Raw genomic sequence first — 17434 nt, 5'->3', positions numbered from 1 at the left:
CTATATATGTTAAAATCCTTGAAGGCGATCACCAATGTACTGGTTGTGCTCATGATCTTTGCGCTTTTAGCGTTGGGGATCGTTACAATTGCCGTACAGTTTCCTTCGGTTCAAACGTTTCTGGTTCAAACTGCAACCGCCAGGATTTCAGAAAAAATGGGTTATCCTATTGAGATAACACGTGTTAATATCAAATGGTTTGATGTAGTTTCCCTGGAAGGTGTTTCGGTTAAAGATACCAGCCAGAAACAGATGATTGATGTCGGGCGGATTGATGTTAACCTGAATATGCAAAACATCATCCAGAATTCTGCTAATGAAGTACACTTGGATGAAGTGACTTTATATCAACCGAACGTACATTTAATTGTCGTCCCAAAGTCGGGTGATTTGAATATTGACGGGTTTATTAACCGCATCGTTGAATTAACATCTTCCAATATACCCAGACCGGCAAATGCTCCGGAAAACAATACACCTTTTACAATTGGGAAATCAAGGATTGTCGATGGCACTTTTCGTTATGATGATCCGAGAAAACCACGAGATAAGGGCTCCCGGACTTTTGATTATTCACATTTTGAGCTGAATAAGCTTAATGCCGATCTGAAAGATTTCCTTGCTCAGGGCGATACTATTTCGTTTTTGACAAAAAATATGAAAACGGTTGACAAGCAGACAGGAATGACCATGCATGATCTGGATACCCGTTTTTTGTTTTGTCAGAAAAAGATGGAGTTAAAGGAATTGAGCGCTCATATTGGAAATTCTTTTATCGGGAATGACATCAGTTTTCATTATAACCGCTCCGGTGATCTGGGTGATTTCAATCATAAAGTTTTTTTAAAGGCGCATTTTGTTGATAGCAAAATCAGTTCTGCTGATCTGGGTTTATTCTCAACTTATGTTGATGGGTTAAGGGAAACCTGGCGCGTTTCAGGAGATTTTGATGGTAGAGTTGATGATTTTGAATTATCTCATGCCGATATTCATTTTGGCCAGGGAAGCCGTTTATTGGGAGATCTTGGCTTTAAAGGTTTGCCGGATAATGGCCCGGATATGAATCTTCAACTTTCCCTTTCCAAAATTTTGCCCGTGGATCTCGTGCAGTATTATCCGGAATGGGATGAACATCCAACGCTGCAAAAATTTGGTGTGACACTTTTGGAAGGAAAATTCAAAGGAACAATCCAGGATTTTGATGTGAACGCTTCTGTTTCCTCGGAACTTGGAAAAGCGTCGGGCGATCTTGTTTTTCATATCACGGATGAAAAAACAACCACCTATTCAGGAGAAGTGGCGACATCTGATTTTGAAATTGGAAAACTTATTGACGAGCCGGAAACCTGGCAGCGCCTCGATTTTTCCGGAACGATTCACGGTAAAGGACTTGATCTGGCCAATGCGTCTACGAACATGGACGCGGTTGTGAGCAGGGTAGGTTTCAAAAATTATGACTACCGGAATATTGGCTTAAAAGGAAATCTTCAAAATCAGTATTTCAATGGGTTAGTAAGTACGAAGGATTCGAATCTTGTCGTAAACCTGGAAGGAGAATTTGACCTTTCTAAACCAAAAAACTCTTTTGATCTGCAAGGTATTATCGAAAAAGCGAATCTTAAGCAATTGGGTTTTACCAAAGACGCCATTACGCTTCGGACTCAGCTGGATGTGAAAGTTGCCGGAAACACAGTGGATGAACTCGTAGGCGATGCGAAGCTGCTGAATACGTTTTTAATTACGCCGAAAAAAGAAAGAAATCTTGTTATTGATACTTTGTTATTTTCTTCCAGACAAAGGCTTGACAAACGAATTCTCAATCTTGAAAGTGAATTTTTAACTGCGAAGGTAGAAGGTGATTTTGTACCAACCCGTGCCTGGAAAGATGTAAGCCAGGTTTTGGAAGAATATCAATTATATTTTTTAGATAACGAATCTGACCGAAACGCGTACTACGCTAAAAAGGAAAAGAAAATTATCCAGCAGCGTTATGAGATTGATTACGAAGTTGAAACAAAAAATATAGGACAGTTTCTGGCCTTTATCAGTCCGGACGTTTACGTTTCTCACGGTTCAAAAGCGGAAGGTAAATTCAAGATGGATAACACTGCCTTTTTATCTTTCAATGCAACGGCGGACACAGCGCGTTACGGAAAAAATGAATTTATAAAGTCGGAAGTTGACGTTACCACGTCCAAATTTGTAAACAGCGCGGAAGTTCTTGCCTCTGTGCTTGTCACTTCAACCAAACAGCAGATCAGTGTTTTGGTACCAACCGAAAAACTGGAACTGGAAGGAACCTGGGATGTTGATCACATTGATTTTGATGGCGGTATCAGGCAAGTTAAAAGTACTAATCTGGCAAATCTGGCCGGAGAAATTAGATTTTTGCCAGCTGGTCTTGATATTAGTTTTAAAAATTCCAGACTTAATTTACTCGATGAGGAATGGAATATGCCTGCAAACAGCCTTATCTCAATCGTTGGCCGGGATATAACTTTTAGTAATCTCGGATTGATCAATGGCAAACAAAGGCTGGCAGTGAACGGAACTGTGTCTGCCGATCCCGACCGCACGCTGCTTTTTGATATAAAAAACTTCAAATTGGGGACGCTGAATCCAGTTTTGAATACACAGCTTGCAGGAATTATGGACGGCTCGGCGAAGATGCGTGATGTGTATAACAGCGTTGTCCTTGATGCCAATTTTAATGTTGAAAGTCTTGGTTATGCAAATTATGAATTTGGCAATTTTGCAGGAACCGGGGAATGGGACCAATTTGACAACCAATTACAAATTGATGCTGAGCTCACCAAAGGAGCACAAAGAATATTCAGCGTTGTTGGTTCTTATCGCCCGAAATTAACTGCGAATACCTTAAATCTGAAAGCCATTTTTAATGATATGGACTTCAAAGCTTTGGAGCCATTTGCAGAGGAACTGGTTTCTGATGTAAGCGGAAAGGCGCATGGAACTGTATTAATTAAGGGGACTTTAAATGCGCCGGTTCTGGACGGATCGATTATGGTTGAAAAGGGCAGAATGAAGTTCGATTATCTGCAATCGATATTTACTTTTAGTGATAAAATCAATTTTACTGAAAGTGAAATTACCGTTAATAACATCACCTTAACAGATCCTGATGGAAATACAGCTTCTTTGCGCGGCGGAGTTTTTCATGATGGATTTAAATATTTCAGTTTAGGTTTTAATGCGGATTTGCACAATTTTAAAATCCTCAACACAGGTGTCAAGGACAATGAAATGTTTTACGGAACGGCCTATGTTACAGGACCTGTAAACATTTTTGGTCCGATTGATAATATGAATATTGAAGCCAACGTAACCAGTAATAAAGGAACCAGGATTCATATTCCTCTGGATGGAGCAACGGAAGTTGCGACGCAGGATTATATTCAGTTTGTGAGCCAGATTCCGAAAATTGATAGTACTATTCTGGAAAAAGATAATCAGCAAAGCCGGGTTGTGGGAGGAATCAAGATGAATTTCAATTTCAACCTGACACCGGATGCGACCTGCGAAATTATATTTGACAGACAAACCGGCGATATTATCCGGGCGAACGGAAACGGACGTCTTAATTTAAATATTGATACAAAAGGTGATTTTACGATGGTCGGAACTTATGAAATCGATAGGGGAGATTATAATTTCACTTTACAAAATGTTATAAATAAGAAATTTACCATAAAAAAAGGAAGCCGGATTGTTTGGTCGGGAGATCCATACGGCGCGCAGCTCGATGTTAAGGCAGGTTATACACAGTTGGTTTCTTTGGCCGGTGTGCTTCCCAATACTTCATCAAGCAATGTGTCAGGAAACGAAGCGATTGCATCAGCATTATCACGCCGCTATCCGGTTGAAGTATCGATTTCTTTATCAGACAGGCTTATGTCGCCGCTGATAAAATATGATCTGCAAATACTTGACAATCCATCTTTAAGTGTGTTGCGTGGACAGCTTGAAGCTTTTCAGACAAAATTGAAATCGGATGAGCAGGAGCTTAGCAGGCAGGTAAGTAGTTTGCTGGTTGTAAATCAGCTGCTGCCGGAAGTAAATGCGGCGAACAGCCAGAATTTCGTAGGAAACAGCATCAGCGAGCTGGTTTCAAATCAAATCAGTCGCTGGGCCTCAACACTGAATGAAAAACTGGAAGTAGGTGTAAGCGGACTTTCCCTTGATCAGAATGCCTTGAATAATCTTCAGCTTCGTTTTTCCTATCGTTTCTTAAATGACCGTTTCCGTATCACACGCGACGGGCGGATCAGTTCCGGTGTAACAGGAACCGGTCAATACGATGCGACGAGTATTCTGGGAGAATGGACGCTGGAATATTGGTTAACTCCAAATGGTTCAATTCGTGCAAAAGCGTATAACAGGAACATTCAAAATCCATTATACCTTAACAATACACTCACAACCGGCGGTGTAAGTATGCAGTTTACACATAGTTTCAACCGTTTCAAACCAATGCCCAAACCTACGTTGCAAGTTCCATATGTACTGCCAATTCCAATTCCTGCAGACTCGGCTGATAAGGATACGAGTACGAACAAGTTGATTTCCAGAAAAGAACTTATGCGTTAGTTCTCTGTGAAAGCGCATATTTTATTTCATGAATCCGGTCGTTGAATTGCAGATTCGGGAAATCAATATTGGGTACGCAGGTAGCTGCCAGATAATCCATCACTTCCTGATTGTGCGGCACTCTTTTTCCCGTTAAAATACTGATATGTTTTGAGGTTGTCCAGAGCATAGTTTTCAATTCCGTACGCTGATCGTTGGTCATGAAATACTCAGTGACCATCGTGTCCTCATTATAATGAATAACCCGTGAAGTAATGCGCGTCCATTCGCTGATAAGTGCCGGACGAACGTATGCAATCTGATGCTGATAAACGACCCAGCTGGTTTTCAGCTCCCGGAACATCGCCTCAAAGCTGAATCCGTAAAGTTTGGAAACCTGGTCTTCTCTGGCATTGAAAAAATATTCAAAGTATTTCGAATTGTTCAGGTGCATGAGCGGATCACAGTCCTGAAAACGAACGATAACCCGTGATTCTGCCTCAACGGGCATTTTTGATAAATCTCCTGTGAAAAGCATTTTTTTTGATTAAGCTTTTTAGTTATTCCCCTCTAAATCTTACGGCCAAACCTTTCATGATATAACCTTCCTTTTTTACCGAAGTGTAATATTTGTACTGTACATTGATAAGGGCGCTCGCTCCGATTTTTTGTGCTTTCATAACAAGCCTTGCAGCCAGAAGTTCCTTTGTTTCAGCATCATTTCCACGGTACATCATTTTCCGGTTGCTCGTTTGTCTTGCAGTCAGGGAATCTTCACTGCTGATTTCCACCCAGCCAATTTCTGAATACGGACGGTCAAGTGACTGATTTTCGTACAGAACTTCAATCGGATATTTTTTACTGGTTGAAATAGGCATTCCGGAGGCGCAACCTGCCAAAATGATTATGGTAAAAGCTGAAACGATGTGGCTGATTCTAATTTTACTGGACATTCGATTATTTAGGATTATGGTAACAAAACTGAGAATCTTATTGCTGAATTCCCACAGATTTAATAAAAATATGGAACGGCGTCGTGCTTTCTTTTAAGATATACACCAGTTACCCCAGTGATTGTTGCGTTCATGTCAGAATTTAAAGCCAAATAGGGTTAATAATGCTATTTTTGTCTTCTTAATAAAGGTAAAGAATAAACATTCAGGCTTTTGTCAAGGAGGTAATTATTTGTTAAACTAAAATTGGTCTGAACAAATAATTAAGTAGTATATATTTGAAGCCGGATTAGATATTCCTGTTTCAACAGATTTTAGAAATACATTTTCGGGCTTTATAAAGAGCAAATTTATTTAACTGATTCCCTATGAAACGTATACCCAACTTATTTCTGCATGTTTTGGTCATGGGTTGCATGCTAAGTTCTTTGGTTTATGCACAAATCCCTCCTAAAAACATTTCTAAATCTACAACACTTGCCCGGCCAAAACTTGTCGTAGGTATTGTGGTGGATCAGATGCGTTACGATTATTTGTACCGTTTTTACAATAAATATTCCGAAGGCGGCCTGAAAAGACTGATCAACGATGGTTTCAACTGTCGTAACAATCATTATCATTATGCTTTAACGGTTACAGCAGCAGGTCATTCCGCGGTGTATAGTGGTTCTTTGCCGGCAATAAACGGGATTGTTGGAAATGACTGGTTTGATAAGGCAACAGGTCGGAAAGTGTATTGTACCGATGATCATGACGTTGCCACGGTTGGAAGTAATAATGTAACGGCAGGCAAAATGTCGCCTAAAAATCTTTTAACCAGTACCGTAACTGATCAGTTAAGAATTGCTACTAATTTTCGTTCCAAAACGATTGGTATTGCTATCAAGGACAGAGCCTCGATTCTTCCTGCCGGACATGCTGCAAACGGGGCTTACTGGTTTGATTCAAAAACCGGAAATTTTGTGACCAGTACGTATTACATGAACGAACTTCCAAAGTGGGTTCAGGATTATAATGATAAAAAAATGCCTTCGGAATATCTGAAAAGAGGTTGGAAAACACTTTTACCCATTGAACAATATACCGAAAGTACGCCTGATGATGAACCTTGGGAAGGGAAACTTCCGGGTGTAGCCAAACCTGTTTTTCCTTATGAACTTGCTGGGTTGGCGGGTGATGCATTCGGTGTGGTTACGACTACGCCCTGGGGAAATACGATGACAAAAGATATGGCAATTGCGGCGATCAAAGGTGAAAATCTTGGGAAAGGAAAAGATACTGATTTTCTGGCTGTAAGTTTTTCTTCACCCGACAGAATTGGCCATGCTTTTGGCCCGACATCGGTTGAGCAGGAAGATAACTATCTGAAACTGGATATGGAATTTGCCGAAATGCTTACTTTTCTGGATGGTTGGGTTGGCAAAGGGAATTATACGGTTTTCCTGACCGCAGATCATGGAGGAGCCGATGTTCCTGCGTTTTGGAAAGAACATAAATTACCTGCCGGCTTGCTGGACGCTGTAAAAATTGACGAAACAGTCAAAAAATCATTAGCTGATGCTTTTGGTAAGGGCGATTTTGTTTTGGCAAGTGAAAACTACCAATGGTATCTCGATCATAAACTTTTGAAAGAAAAGAAAATTTCGATGGCAGAGGCTATCGAGATAGTCAGAACTGCCTTGTTGCCGATTGAAGGAATTGCTGATGTGTTGAATTTGACTGATATGAATAAAGCGCCGCTGAATACTTATCAACTGGAATTGTTTAAAAATAATGTGAACGCGAAAAGAAGCGGCGACCTTCAGATTATCGTTCAGCCAGGCTGGTTTGCAGGTGGCGCAACGGGAACGGATCATGGCACGCCTTACAATTATGATACGCATGTTCCTTTCCTGCTCTATGGCTGGGGAGTAAATAAGGGCGAGACTTTACGCCGGACAACCATTGCGGATATCGCACCTACAATTTCAGCATTGCTTCATATTTTACCACCAAGCGGAAATGTTGGAAATCCTGTTGAAGAGGCTTTGAAGAAAAACTGATAGTCAGACAACGGTAAGTCTTTAAATTATCATTTTTAATTTGGCATAAATTCCAGATTATTTCCAGTTTTGATTTTGACCTTTGTCCATTGTGCAATGATTATTGACACCAATAAATTAATATCCTGAATCGTGAGAAAATTATCCTTCTGGGTGATGGGGATGTTGGCAACTTTTTCCGTTGCTGCCCAAACACCAAAAAAAACAACAGTATCCAGTTCAAAAACACTTGCGCGTCCAAAATTGGTGGTCGGTATTGTTGTTGACCAAATGCGTTACGACTACCTCTACCGGTATTATGATAAATATGTAGAAGGCGGATTAAAGCGTTTTATGAACGAAGGTTTCAATTGCCGGAACAATCATTACAGCTACGCTTTAACGGTAACAGCGGCCGGACACGCATCCATTTACACAGGATCGGTCCCTGCAATCAACGGAATAATCGGAAATGAATGGTACGACCAGAATGCTGCAAAAGGTGTTTATTGTGTGGAAGACAGCACGGTAAAAACGATTGGAAGCACTAACGTCAGCGTTGGTAAAATGTCTCCAAAGAATTTATTGACAAGCACGGTTACTGATCAGCTAAGAATTGCTACCAATTTTCGTTCAAAAACAATTGGCGTTGCTATTAAGGACCGCGGTTCTATTTTGCCAGCCGGACATACTGCGAACGCTTCATACTGGTTTGATTCAAATACGGGAAACTGGGTTACAAGTACTTTTTATATGAATGATCTTCCGCAATGGGCGAAAGATTATAATGCTAAAAAAATGCCTTCTGAATATTTGAAAAAAGGCTGGCAGTTATTAAATCCAATAGAACAATATACCCAAAGTACGCCTGACGATGTTGCCTGGGAAGGAAAACTTCCGGGAGCTAAAAAACCTGTTTTTCCTTTTGAGCTGGCAGGTTTTGCCGGTGATGTTTTTGGTACTGTTACAAGCACACCATGGGGAAATACGATTACCAAAGAAATGGCGATTGAAGCTATTAAAGGTGAAAAACTTGGAAAAGGTGCAGACACGGATTTCCTGGTCGTAAGTTTTTCTTCTCCTGATAAAATCGGACATATGGCCGGGCCAAATTCTGTTGAACAGGAAGATGATTATCTTAAACTGGACCGTGAGTTTGCTGAATTGTTTTCATTTTTAGATAGCTGGACAGGAAAAGGAAATTATACCGTTTTTCTTACAGCAGACCATGGGGTAGTGGATGTTCCGGGATTTGCCAGGGAACATAAACTTCCGGCCGGACTTGCCAGCCGAACAGTTTTGGGTGATATTGTAAAAAAAGCATTGGAAGAAAATTTTGGGAAAGGTGATTTTATCAAAGGCAATGATAACAATCAGTTGTATCTGGATCATGCTTTGTTGAAGCAGAAAAAGATCAATATTACCAATGTTTATGAAGTTGTGCGTGAAGCACTTTTGCCAGTTGATGGCATCGCAGATGTGATTAATTTGAGTGATATGGGAAGAGCGCCTTTAAATACCTATCAGCTTGAACTTTACAAAAATAATGTCAACGCAAAAAGAAGCGGAGATATTCAAATTGTGACACAGCCGGGATGGTTTTATGGTACGTCAACAGGTACTTCACATGGAACGCCTTACAATTATGACACACAGGTTCCATTTGTTTTATATGGGTGGGGAATTAACAAAGGTGAAACGCTGAGACGTACTTCTGTTTCTGATATCGCATCAACGATTTCTTCCTTACTTCATATTTTACCTCCTAGTGGAAATATTGGAAATCCGGTGGAAGAAGCTCTGAAGAAATAAAAATTTAATAACAATTGAAAAGGCCTTGAAGGGATTTGATTTCCTCTGAGGCCTTTTTTTTGTATTAAAATTGATGAAATCAAGTTACTTATTATTGTTTTTTGTGTATTAATCTTATGAAAACAACAAACGCAAGAAAGTCGATCAAAAAACAGAAAACTGAAACAGATACTTACTTTTCAGATCCGAATGTGATGAATTCGATTAAAGAAGGAATTGAAGATATAAAAGCAGGAAGAATAACTGAGATAAAAGATGTCAAAAATATTTGGGCCGATATCCTCTAAGATTCCTCCACCACCAAAGTAATCCCCTCTGTCCGCTGAATAATTACTTTGCTACCAGCTTCAATGGTTGCATGGTTTTGAGAAATGGCGCTCCATTCAGCACCGCGATAATATATTTTCCCTTCTCCGCTGGCAGGTATATCTCTAATTACCATCGCAGTTTCTCCGGCAAATTCTTTGTATTCCTGCTGTTTGTCATGTCTGGTTTCCAGTAATTTCTTTGCGTTTTTTCTGAAAATGATTAACGTCAAAATGGAAATTAATGAGAAAGCCATTATCTGGTATTCAAGACTTGGTAATAAGCCAATCGCTGCCAATAAGGCAGTGATTAACCCTCCAACAGCAAAAAATACAAAAACCAAGGCAACGCTTACCAACTCTGCCACTAACATCAGCAGACCGATAATCACCCATATTTGTGGCAGCGACAAATCCATATCTTATTTCTTTGGTTCGGAAGATTTTACTATACTCATGGCTGCGGCAATCATCGCACCCATGTCGGCAAAGTTAGCCGGAAGTATCATTGTATTGCCTGCTTTCGCAAGTTTTCCGAATTGTTCAACATAATTATCTGCAACTTTTAGCTGTACCGCTTCCATTCCTCCTTCGGTTTGAATGGCTGCCGCTACCAGCCTGATACTTTCTGCGGTAGCTTCCGCAACAGATTTTAAAGCGGCCGCTTCACCTTCCGCTTCATTAATCTGGCGGAGGCGTAAACCTTCCGATTCCAGTACCGCTTTTTGTTTTTGTCCTTCGGCCACGTTAATAGCAGCTTGTTTTTCACCATCCGATTGCAAGATTACCGCTCGGCGTTCCCGCTCTGCCTGCATTTGTTTTTCCATCGCAATCAGTACACTTTGCGGAGGCGTGATATTTTTTATTTCATAACGAAGTACTTTTACACCCCAGCCAATCGCGGCGTCGTCAATGGATTGTACAACGGCGCGGTTAATGGTCATTCTTTCTTCGAAAGTTTTATCCAGATCAAGTTTGCCGATTTCACTCCGCATCGTCGTTTGGGCAAGTTGTATTACCGCGAAAGTATAGTCAGCAATACCGTAAGCTGCTTTTTTTGGATCAATAACCTGAATGAAAATAACACCATCCATGCGAACCTGCACGTTGTCCCGGGTAATACAGATTTGTTCCGGAATATCAATAGCTGTTTCTTTAAGCGTGTATTTGTAAGCGATCCGGTCAAAAAAAGGAATGATGAAATTAATTCCGGGCTGTAATACACCATAAAATTTCCCAAGCCTTTCCATGATATAAGCAGTCTGCTGAGGAATTACTTTTACCGTCATCAGAATGGTAAGAACGACAAGCACCAGAAGTACCAATAGGGGAGTCATCATTGTTTTTTGTTAAGGTTTATGACGAAAATAGCGTCATCATAAACCTTTTCCTAAGAATGTAGTACCAACGACCCACAACCTAGGTTGTCGGTTACAGTGCAGGATGGATGGTCTTTGGTGAATATATCAATCTTTCAAGATTTCTTTTGAAATAACCATTTTTTGTATTTCGCTGGTACCTTCGCCAATCGTACAAAGTTTACTGTCGCGGTAAAATTTTTCTACCGGGTAATCTTTTGTAAAACCATAACCACCAAAAATCTGAACGGCTTCATTTGCGACGCGCACGGCGGTTTCCGAAGAATGATATTTGGCGACAGAACTTGGTAATGTCACCGTCTGACCTTTATCTTTTAAAGCCGCTGCGTGATAAGTCAATAATGAAGAAGCTTGAATATCCGTATACATATCAGCCAGTTTAAAAGCGATGGCCTGAAAATTCGAAATCGATTTGCCAAATTGTTTTCTTTCTTTTGAATAACTTAAAGCGGCTTCATAAGCACCGATCGCAGTGCCTACACCTAAAGCGGCAATAGAAATTCTTCCACCATCCAATACTTTCAAAGACTGAATAAATCCATCTCCTACATCACCCATTCTCTGATTATCAGAAATAAAACAATCCTGAAAAATGAGCTCAACTGTTTCTGAGGCGCGCATACCGAGTTTATTTTCTTTTCGTCCTGCGCTAAATCCTAAAGTTCCCTGTTCAATAATAAAAGCAGTGGCGCCATGTTTATCACCCGGTTCTCCGGTTCTGGCAATTAATACGGTTACATCGCCGCTTTTTCCGTTTGTTATAAAATTTTTCGATCCGTTGATAATCCAACCACCGTCTTTTTTTGTCGCCACGGTTTGCATGTTTCCTGCGTCTGATCCGGTATTGGGCTCGGTCAATCCCCAGGCTCCGAGCCATTGTCCGGTAGCCAGTTTTGGCAGATATCTGTTTTTTTGCTCTTCACTGCCAAACATCAGAATATGATTTGTACAAAGAGAATTGTGCGCGGCCATGGACAGTCCTATGGAAGGATCCACTTTTGAAAGTTCAATAATAGCAGTCACGTATTCAGCATAGCCAAAACCTGCGCCGCCGTATATTTCAGGTACGAGCATACCCATTAGCCCCAGTTCACCAAGCTGATGAAATATGTTTTTTGGGAAAAATTGTTCTTCGTCCCAATGGCTGATGTTCGGTTTAATTTCCTTTGCTGCGAAATCGCGTACTGTTTTTTCAATCATGGACCGGATTTCTGCCTGTTGGTCTTCGGCTACATTTGGAGTGTGCATAGTTGTTTATGTTGATGAGTGGATATGTATAGTTCAATTATAAGAAGAAATGAACATATTTCATTGCCGATTAAAAACAAAAGCGGATGAGAAGAAGTATGATTCGTATAAAAAAATTACTTTTGCTTCCAATGACGTTTTGAGAGCTTAATAAAATACAATTTTCAGGTTAACTAAAATATAATTCATCGCAGCTATATTATTATAGGATTTTATGAAAATAGCAGTAGTAGGAACCGGCTACGTCGGACTGGTAACAGGAACTTGTTTTGCTGAAACAGGTAATCAGGTCATTTGTGTAGACATTGATGTTAAAAAAATTGACCGTATGTTAAATGGGGAAATTCCCATTTACGAACCGGGACTGGATGTTCTTTTTCACCGCAACGTGGAAGAAGGCCGTCTGAAATTCACTACAAACCTTGCGGAAGGAATTAAAGATGCAGAAGTAATCTTCCTTGCGCTGCCAACACCTCCGGGCGAGGATGGTTCTGCGGACTTGAAATACATTCTAAAAGTAGCAGATGATCTCGGGTATATTTTGGATAAATATGCCGTAATCATTGATAAAAGTACAGTTCCGGTTGGAACGGCGGAAAAAGTACGTGCTACCATTGCAAAAAATGCAAAAGTTGAATTTGACGTGGTATCCAATCCTGAATTTTTACGTGAAGGTGTAGCCGTTGAAGATTTCATGAAGCCTGATCGTGTTGTGGTTGGTACTACTTCTGAAAAAGCTAAAAAGGTAATGGAGAAACTTTACGCACCATTGGTACGTCAGGGAAATCCGGTTATTTTCATGGACGAACGTTCTGCGGAAATGACAAAATATGCCGCGAATTCTTTCCTGGCGATGAAAATTACTTTCATGAACGAGATCGCAAACCTTTGCGAAAAAGTAGGAGCGAATGTGGATGATATCCGTCGTGGTATCGGAACAGACAGCCGTATAGGAAAGCGTTTCCTTTTTGCCGGTATCGGTTATGGCGGAAGCTGTTTCCCGAAAGATGTTCAGGCTTTGGCAAAAACGTCAGCGGATTTTGATTATGATTTCAGAATTTTGAAATCGGTAATGGAAGTGAATGACGATCAGAAGAAAAAGCTTCTGCCAATGGTACATAATTTCTTCGATAACGATCTTAAGGGAAAAACAATCGCAGTTTGGGGATTGGCTTTCAAACCTTATACCGATGATATCCGTGAAGCGCCGGCTTTGGAAAATATTGAAGCTTTGCTTGAAGCCGGAGCCAATATTACTGTTTACGATCCGGAAGCGATGGACAATGTAAAAGCGATTTTGGGTGATAAAGTTACTTTCTGCCATACGCCTTATGCCGCTTTGGATGATGCAGATGCGCTGATGATCTTTACTGAATGGCCACAATTCCGTACACCTGAATTTGAAAAAATGGGTAAATTGCTTAAAAATAAAGTAATTTTTGACGGACGTAACCTTTACGAATTAAGCACAATGCGTGAAATGGGTTATACTTATTTCAGTATAGGCCGGGAAAAGGTATCATAATTTTGTCTCAATCTCAATAAAATATATAATTCATGAAGCGTGTATTAATAACGGGAGCGGCAGGTTTTTTGGGGTCGCATCTTTGTGAGCGATTTTTGAAAGAAGGCATGTACGTGATCGCAATGGATAACCTGATCACAGGTGATTTGCGAAACATCGAGCATCTGATGCCTAATCCAAATTTCGAGTTCAATCACCACGATGTTACTAAATTCGTGCATATTCCCGGCGATCTGGATTACATCATGCACTTTGCATCTCCGGCCAGTCCGATCGATTATTTGAAAATCCCTATCCAGACTTTGAAAGTTGGTGCGATGGGAACTCATAATTTATTGGGACTTGCGCTTGCCAAAAAAGCACGTTTTATCATTGCTTCTACATCGGAAGTTTACGGAGATCCATTGGTTCATCCGCAAACGGAAGAATATTGGGGTCACGTGAATCCGATCGGTCCAAGAGGCTGTTATGATGAAGCAAAACGTTATCAGGAAGCGATCACGATGGCATACCACCGCTATCATGGTGTTGAAACGCGTATCGTTCGTATTTTCAATACCTACGGACCAAGAATGCGACTGAATGACGGACGTGTATTGCCGGCATTTATCGGACAGGCGTTACGTGGAGAAGATATCACGATTTTCGGAGACGGATCTCAAACACGTGCATTCTGTTATGTTGATGACCTTGTTGAAGGAATCTACCGCTTGCTTTTAAGCGATTATGAATTGCCTGTTAACATTGGAAATCCTTCTGAAATCACGATTAAGGAATTTGCTGAGGAAATCATCGCGCTGACTGGTACTGACCAGAAAGTTGTTTACAAAGATCTTCCACAGGATGATCCGAAACAACGTCAGCCGGATATTACAAAAGCAAGAGAAATCCTTGGATGGGAACCAAAAGTGGCCCGTGCAGAAGGTTTGCAGATCACTTATGACTATTTCCGTAATCTTCCAAACGAGAGATTATACGAAGAATCAAACCACAGAGGTTTCGCAGATTTTAAAAAGGAGGATTAATATGGCTTTCGGCAATCAGCTGTCGGCCTGTGGATCAATTGAAATTTTATACGTAACAACAAAAACTCCCGCAGAATTTCTACGGGAGTTTTTGTTGTTTTAAGCCAGAAACTGAAAGCCGATTGCCGAAAGCCGACCGCCAAAACTACACTTCCATTATCTCTTTTTCCTTCGCAGTAAGAATCTGTTCTACTTTTGCAACAAAGCTGTTTGTAAGCTGCTGAACGCGGTCTTCGCTTACTTTAACCAAATCTTCGGCAACGCCATCTTTCGTCAATTTACGAAGTGAATTATTTGCATCCTGACGAATGTTACGAATGTTGATTTTCGCAGTTTCAACCTCGTTTTTTGCACGTTTTGCAAGTTCACGACGGCGTTCTTCGTTAAGCGGCGGAACAGAAATACGGATCATTTCCCCATCATTGGAAGGAGCAAAACCAAGATTTCCGTTACGGATCGCTTTTTCGATATCATTGATGATCTTTTTCTCAAACGGTCTGATGGCAATAGTCCTTGCATCCGGCGTGTTAATCGTTGCCACATTGTGCAAAGGTGTCATTGTACCGTAATAATCAATCTGAAGCCCTTCCAGCATTTGAGGAGATGCCTTTCCGGCGCGTATTTTACCAAGTTCAATAATTAAGTGCTTAACCGCACCTTCCATCGTGTCTTTGGCGTCGTCCAGATATAATTCTATTTCTTCCATTTTTAACTTTATATTGATTCAGTATACTGTCTACTTTTGATTCTAATTAAGTTGGCCGCTTTGAATTGGCTATTTATTTTGTGTTTCTCTTTTAGAAAACTGTTTATTTTGTCAATGTATTTAGGCTGCGTAGTCCTATTTGTTTGTGTCTGGATAATTCGACAACAAAACTGAAAATTTTTCAATCTAGGAGCTAACATGTGCACCGTAGATATAATTTGGTCAGTTGCACCACCAAGATCTCCTCCTTTTAATTCAATAAAATAAGCAATTTTATCGGAGCAATCTAAAATAAGAAAGTCGCATTTTCTTTTGTCTGATCCTTTAATTAAACAGTTGTCTACTCTTAATTTTACTATTAAATTTCTTTTTGTATTATCTATTATATATTCTGATTTGGCTCGTTCATCCTTTACACTTACTATCGATCTACGATCAGCATATTCCTGACATATCTCGAATTTAGCTTCATCAAAAGGATTACAATTCTCACTCATTCGCTATACTGAATATCTAATAGATCATCGAATTGTTTAATAATATCATCCGATACTTGATCCAGTACTTCGTGGTCAATCAAACGCGATTCATGATCAAAAATATCTTGTATACCAAAATTGTCTTCGCCTTCATTTTTATTCATAAATCCTACGAACAAGTTTTCAGGATTAATCCAGAACTCTTTACTTAGGATTTTTGCAACTTCTTCTGACTTGTTTTCTATTTGAGCTGTGGTAAAAGCTTTTATAGAATTGTTTAAGGTCGCTAATATATATGGACTGTGTGTTGTGACAATTAATCTAGTTTTCTTTTCTAAATCAGGGCTACTTAATAAAGTAATTAATTTTGTTATATCACGTTGTGCATCAGGGAATAGGTGAGCCTCAGGCTCCTCAATTATAATGTCGTAACCATTTGCATAAGATTCCGCCAAGATGTATTGAATGACGTTAATTAACCAGGAAGCTTCTTGTTGACCGGAAGATGTATGTTTTAAAGGAATAACATAACCCGAATTATTATGATACTGCATAATACCATCACCATTATCTCCGACATGGAAATCCCCTTTTAAAACATTAAATGATAACTCGTTACTTAGAGAATAAATATCTTCCTCCTCTCTTTTCGACGACATGATAAACTTCCTGCCAAAAAGATTATCATGATCAGGAGAGGTTAGAAATTTCCTTACCTTATTTGTAAAGCGTATGAAATTCTCATTAAAGTAATCTAAATTGTTACTATCAATAAATGTAAAGGCATTGGAAAGCAATGAAAGAATACTCCTACCTGCCGGAATAAATATTATTTCCGGATTTGCTTCGCCTGGAGTATTATCCAGCATATTATCGAGTAATATTTGTGCTAAATAATCCAGTTGACGCTTTGATGGTTTTTGTGTGTCCTCAGTCCCGCCTTCGAAAAGGAACTTGTTATCTTTGAGAATTCTGACCCGCTCATCGAATTCATTCAAATCAGAAAAAAATGAATTATCAATAATGATGTCTTCATTTAATTTCTCTGACCATCGGGCCACATCGATTTGAATTTTGGCCCCATTTGAATAGATAAATCTTATTTGTCCATTTCGGTGTGTAGGAAAAAGTTCAAAAAATAATTCTCGAATTTGACTAGTAAACTTATTAATACTATTACTTTCATTGAAGCTCGAATCCGAGATTTTAGAAAGAATATAATTTGGAATAATTTCCTTTCTATATATGTCGCTTTCAACCTTCCAAAAAAAATAAATCAATTTAGCAAGCGTGCTTTTGCCCGAAGCTTGCGGCCCAATAAAAACCATGTAATCCTTGATTTCAAGGTTTATGTCTTTTAATGGGCCGAAATTTTTGACTTCGATGCGCTGCAT

Annotated in this window: 14 protein-coding genes; 6 read left to right on the top strand and 8 right to left on the bottom strand. The window is 39.8% G+C overall.

Annotated elements, in window-relative coordinates:
* Positions 1-6: 6 nt before the first annotated feature.
* On the top strand, positions 7-4608 hold the full coding sequence (locus tag FDK13_RS12115; RefSeq protein ID WP_137340258.1) for a translocation/assembly module TamB domain-containing protein: 4602 nt from the start codon (positions 7-9) through the stop codon (positions 4606-4608).
* Here the strand turns inward: FDK13_RS12115 and FDK13_RS12110 are convergent.
* Together FDK13_RS12110 and FDK13_RS12105 are read right to left on the bottom strand one after the other, a co-directional pair.
* On the bottom strand, positions 4598-5125 hold the full coding sequence (locus tag FDK13_RS12110; protein ID WP_137340257.1) for an acyl-CoA thioesterase: 528 nt from the start codon (positions 5123-5125) through the stop codon (positions 4598-4600). The two genes, FDK13_RS12115 and FDK13_RS12110, sit on opposite strands and share 11 nt — an antisense overlap.
* Positions 5126-5147: 22 nt before the next feature.
* The gene (locus tag FDK13_RS12105) at positions 5148-5540 is read right to left on the bottom strand and encodes a hypothetical protein (RefSeq protein ID WP_137340256.1); all 393 of its coding nucleotides are present in this window, start codon (positions 5538-5540) and stop codon (positions 5148-5150) included.
* Between the two features lie 368 nt (positions 5541-5908).
* Between FDK13_RS12105 and pafA (FDK13_RS12100) the strand changes: the two genes are divergently transcribed.
* The 3 genes from pafA (FDK13_RS12100) to FDK13_RS35380 all read left to right on the top strand — a co-directional run bounded on the left by pafA (FDK13_RS12100) (position 5909) and on the right by FDK13_RS35380 (position 9660).
* Positions 5909-7582: an alkaline phosphatase PafA gene (gene pafA / locus FDK13_RS12100; RefSeq protein WP_137340255.1), complete on the top strand. Its 1674-nt coding sequence runs from the start codon at positions 5909-5911 to the stop codon at positions 7580-7582.
* Between the two features lie 156 nt (positions 7583-7738).
* Positions 7739-9373: an alkaline phosphatase PafA gene (gene pafA, locus FDK13_RS12095; RefSeq protein ID WP_137340529.1), complete on the top strand. Its 1635-nt coding sequence runs from the start codon at positions 7739-7741 to the stop codon at positions 9371-9373.
* Positions 9374-9489: 116 nt separating this feature from the next.
* Complete coding sequence (locus FDK13_RS35380) at positions 9490-9660, top strand: hypothetical protein (protein WP_170982784.1); 171 nt, start codon at positions 9490-9492, stop codon at positions 9658-9660.
* Here FDK13_RS35380 and FDK13_RS12090 read toward each other — a convergent pair.
* From FDK13_RS12090 to FDK13_RS12080, 3 genes are all read right to left on the bottom strand, one after another.
* A complete protein-coding gene (locus FDK13_RS12090) occupies positions 9657-10097 on the bottom strand; it encodes an NfeD family protein (protein ID WP_137340254.1) in 441 nt (146 codons plus the stop codon). The genes FDK13_RS35380 and FDK13_RS12090 overlap by 4 nt on opposite strands.
* Before the next feature lie 3 nt (positions 10098-10100).
* A complete protein-coding gene (locus FDK13_RS12085; RefSeq protein WP_229216023.1) occupies positions 10101-11018 on the bottom strand; it encodes an SPFH domain-containing protein in 918 nt (305 codons plus the stop codon).
* Between the two features lie 126 nt (positions 11019-11144).
* Positions 11145-12257, bottom strand: a complete 1113-nt coding sequence (locus FDK13_RS12080; RefSeq protein WP_374756098.1) for an acyl-CoA dehydrogenase family protein — start codon at positions 12255-12257, stop codon at positions 11145-11147.
* A 262-nt stretch (positions 12258-12519) separates the two neighbouring features.
* Here FDK13_RS12080 and FDK13_RS12075 point away from each other — a divergent pair, with 262 nt between their 5' ends.
* Together FDK13_RS12075 and FDK13_RS12070 are read left to right on the top strand one after the other, a co-directional pair.
* The gene (locus FDK13_RS12075; protein ID WP_137340252.1) at positions 12520-13830 is read left to right on the top strand and encodes a UDP-glucose dehydrogenase family protein; all 1311 of its coding nucleotides are present in this window, start codon (positions 12520-12522) and stop codon (positions 13828-13830) included.
* Between the two features lie 32 nt (positions 13831-13862).
* On the top strand, positions 13863-14855 hold the full coding sequence (locus FDK13_RS12070; protein WP_137340251.1) for a UDP-glucuronic acid decarboxylase family protein: 993 nt from the start codon (positions 13863-13865) through the stop codon (positions 14853-14855).
* Positions 14856-15000: 145 nt separating this feature from the next.
* Here FDK13_RS12070 and frr read toward each other — a convergent pair whose 3' ends face one another.
* From frr to FDK13_RS12055, 3 genes are read right to left on the bottom strand one after another with little or no spacing between them, the layout of a single operon-like run.
* Complete coding sequence (gene frr, locus FDK13_RS12065) at positions 15001-15561, bottom strand: ribosome recycling factor (protein WP_137340250.1); 561 nt, start codon at positions 15559-15561, stop codon at positions 15001-15003.
* Between the two features lie 8 nt (positions 15562-15569).
* Complete coding sequence (locus FDK13_RS12060) at positions 15570-16058, bottom strand: hypothetical protein (RefSeq protein ID WP_137340249.1); 489 nt, start codon at positions 16056-16058, stop codon at positions 15570-15572.
* A complete protein-coding gene (locus FDK13_RS12055; protein ID WP_137340248.1) occupies positions 16055-17434 on the bottom strand; it encodes an AAA family ATPase in 1380 nt (459 codons plus the stop codon). The genes FDK13_RS12060 and FDK13_RS12055 overlap by 4 nt, the downstream gene beginning before the upstream one ends.

The organism is Dyadobacter frigoris (assembly GCF_005280585.1).
Taxonomy (GTDB): domain Bacteria; phylum Bacteroidota; class Bacteroidia; order Cytophagales; family Spirosomataceae; genus Dyadobacter; species Dyadobacter frigoris.
Note: the sequence above shows the minus strand (reverse complement) of the source record. Positions and strands in the feature narration are given on the sequence as shown.

What these genes read in the sequence shown, in the direction of transcription:
- frr (WP_137340250.1), bottom strand. Translation starts at nt 15,561, where the DNA reads ATGGAAGAAATAGAATTATATCTGGACGACGCCAAAGACACGATGGAA.
- FDK13_RS35380 (WP_170982784.1), top strand. Translation starts at nt 9,490, where the DNA reads ATGAAAACAACAAACGCAAGAAAGTCGATCAAAAAACAGAAAACTGAA.
- FDK13_RS12105 (WP_137340256.1), bottom strand. Translation starts at nt 5,540, where the DNA reads ATGTCCAGTAAAATTAGAATCAGCCACATCGTTTCAGCTTTTACCATA.
- FDK13_RS12110 (WP_137340257.1), bottom strand. Translation starts at nt 5,125, where the DNA reads ATGCTTTTCACAGGAGATTTATCAAAAATGCCCGTTGAGGCAGAATCA.
- FDK13_RS12055 (WP_137340248.1), bottom strand. Translation starts at nt 17,434, where the DNA reads ATGCAGCGCATCGAAGTCAAAAATTTCGGCCCATTAAAAGACATAAAC.
- FDK13_RS12070 (WP_137340251.1), top strand. Translation starts at nt 13,863, where the DNA reads ATGAAGCGTGTATTAATAACGGGAGCGGCAGGTTTTTTGGGGTCGCAT.
- FDK13_RS12075 (WP_137340252.1), top strand. Translation starts at nt 12,520, where the DNA reads ATGAAAATAGCAGTAGTAGGAACCGGCTACGTCGGACTGGTAACAGGA.
- FDK13_RS12060 (WP_137340249.1), bottom strand. Translation starts at nt 16,058, where the DNA reads ATGAGTGAGAATTGTAATCCTTTTGATGAAGCTAAATTCGAGATATGT.
- pafA (WP_137340529.1), top strand. Translation starts at nt 7,739, where the DNA reads ATGGGGATGTTGGCAACTTTTTCCGTTGCTGCCCAAACACCAAAAAAA.
- FDK13_RS12080 (WP_374756098.1), bottom strand. Translation starts at nt 12,257, where the DNA reads ATGATTGAAAAAACAGTACGCGATTTCGCAGCAAAGGAAATTAAACCG.
- FDK13_RS12090 (WP_137340254.1), bottom strand. Translation starts at nt 10,097, where the DNA reads ATGGATTTGTCGCTGCCACAAATATGGGTGATTATCGGTCTGCTGATG.
- FDK13_RS12085 (WP_229216023.1), bottom strand. Translation starts at nt 11,018, where the DNA reads ATGATGACTCCCCTATTGGTACTTCTGGTGCTTGTCGTTCTTACCATT.
- FDK13_RS12115 (WP_137340258.1), top strand. Translation starts at nt 7, where the DNA reads ATGTTAAAATCCTTGAAGGCGATCACCAATGTACTGGTTGTGCTCATG.
- pafA (WP_137340255.1), top strand. Translation starts at nt 5,909, where the DNA reads ATGAAACGTATACCCAACTTATTTCTGCATGTTTTGGTCATGGGTTGC.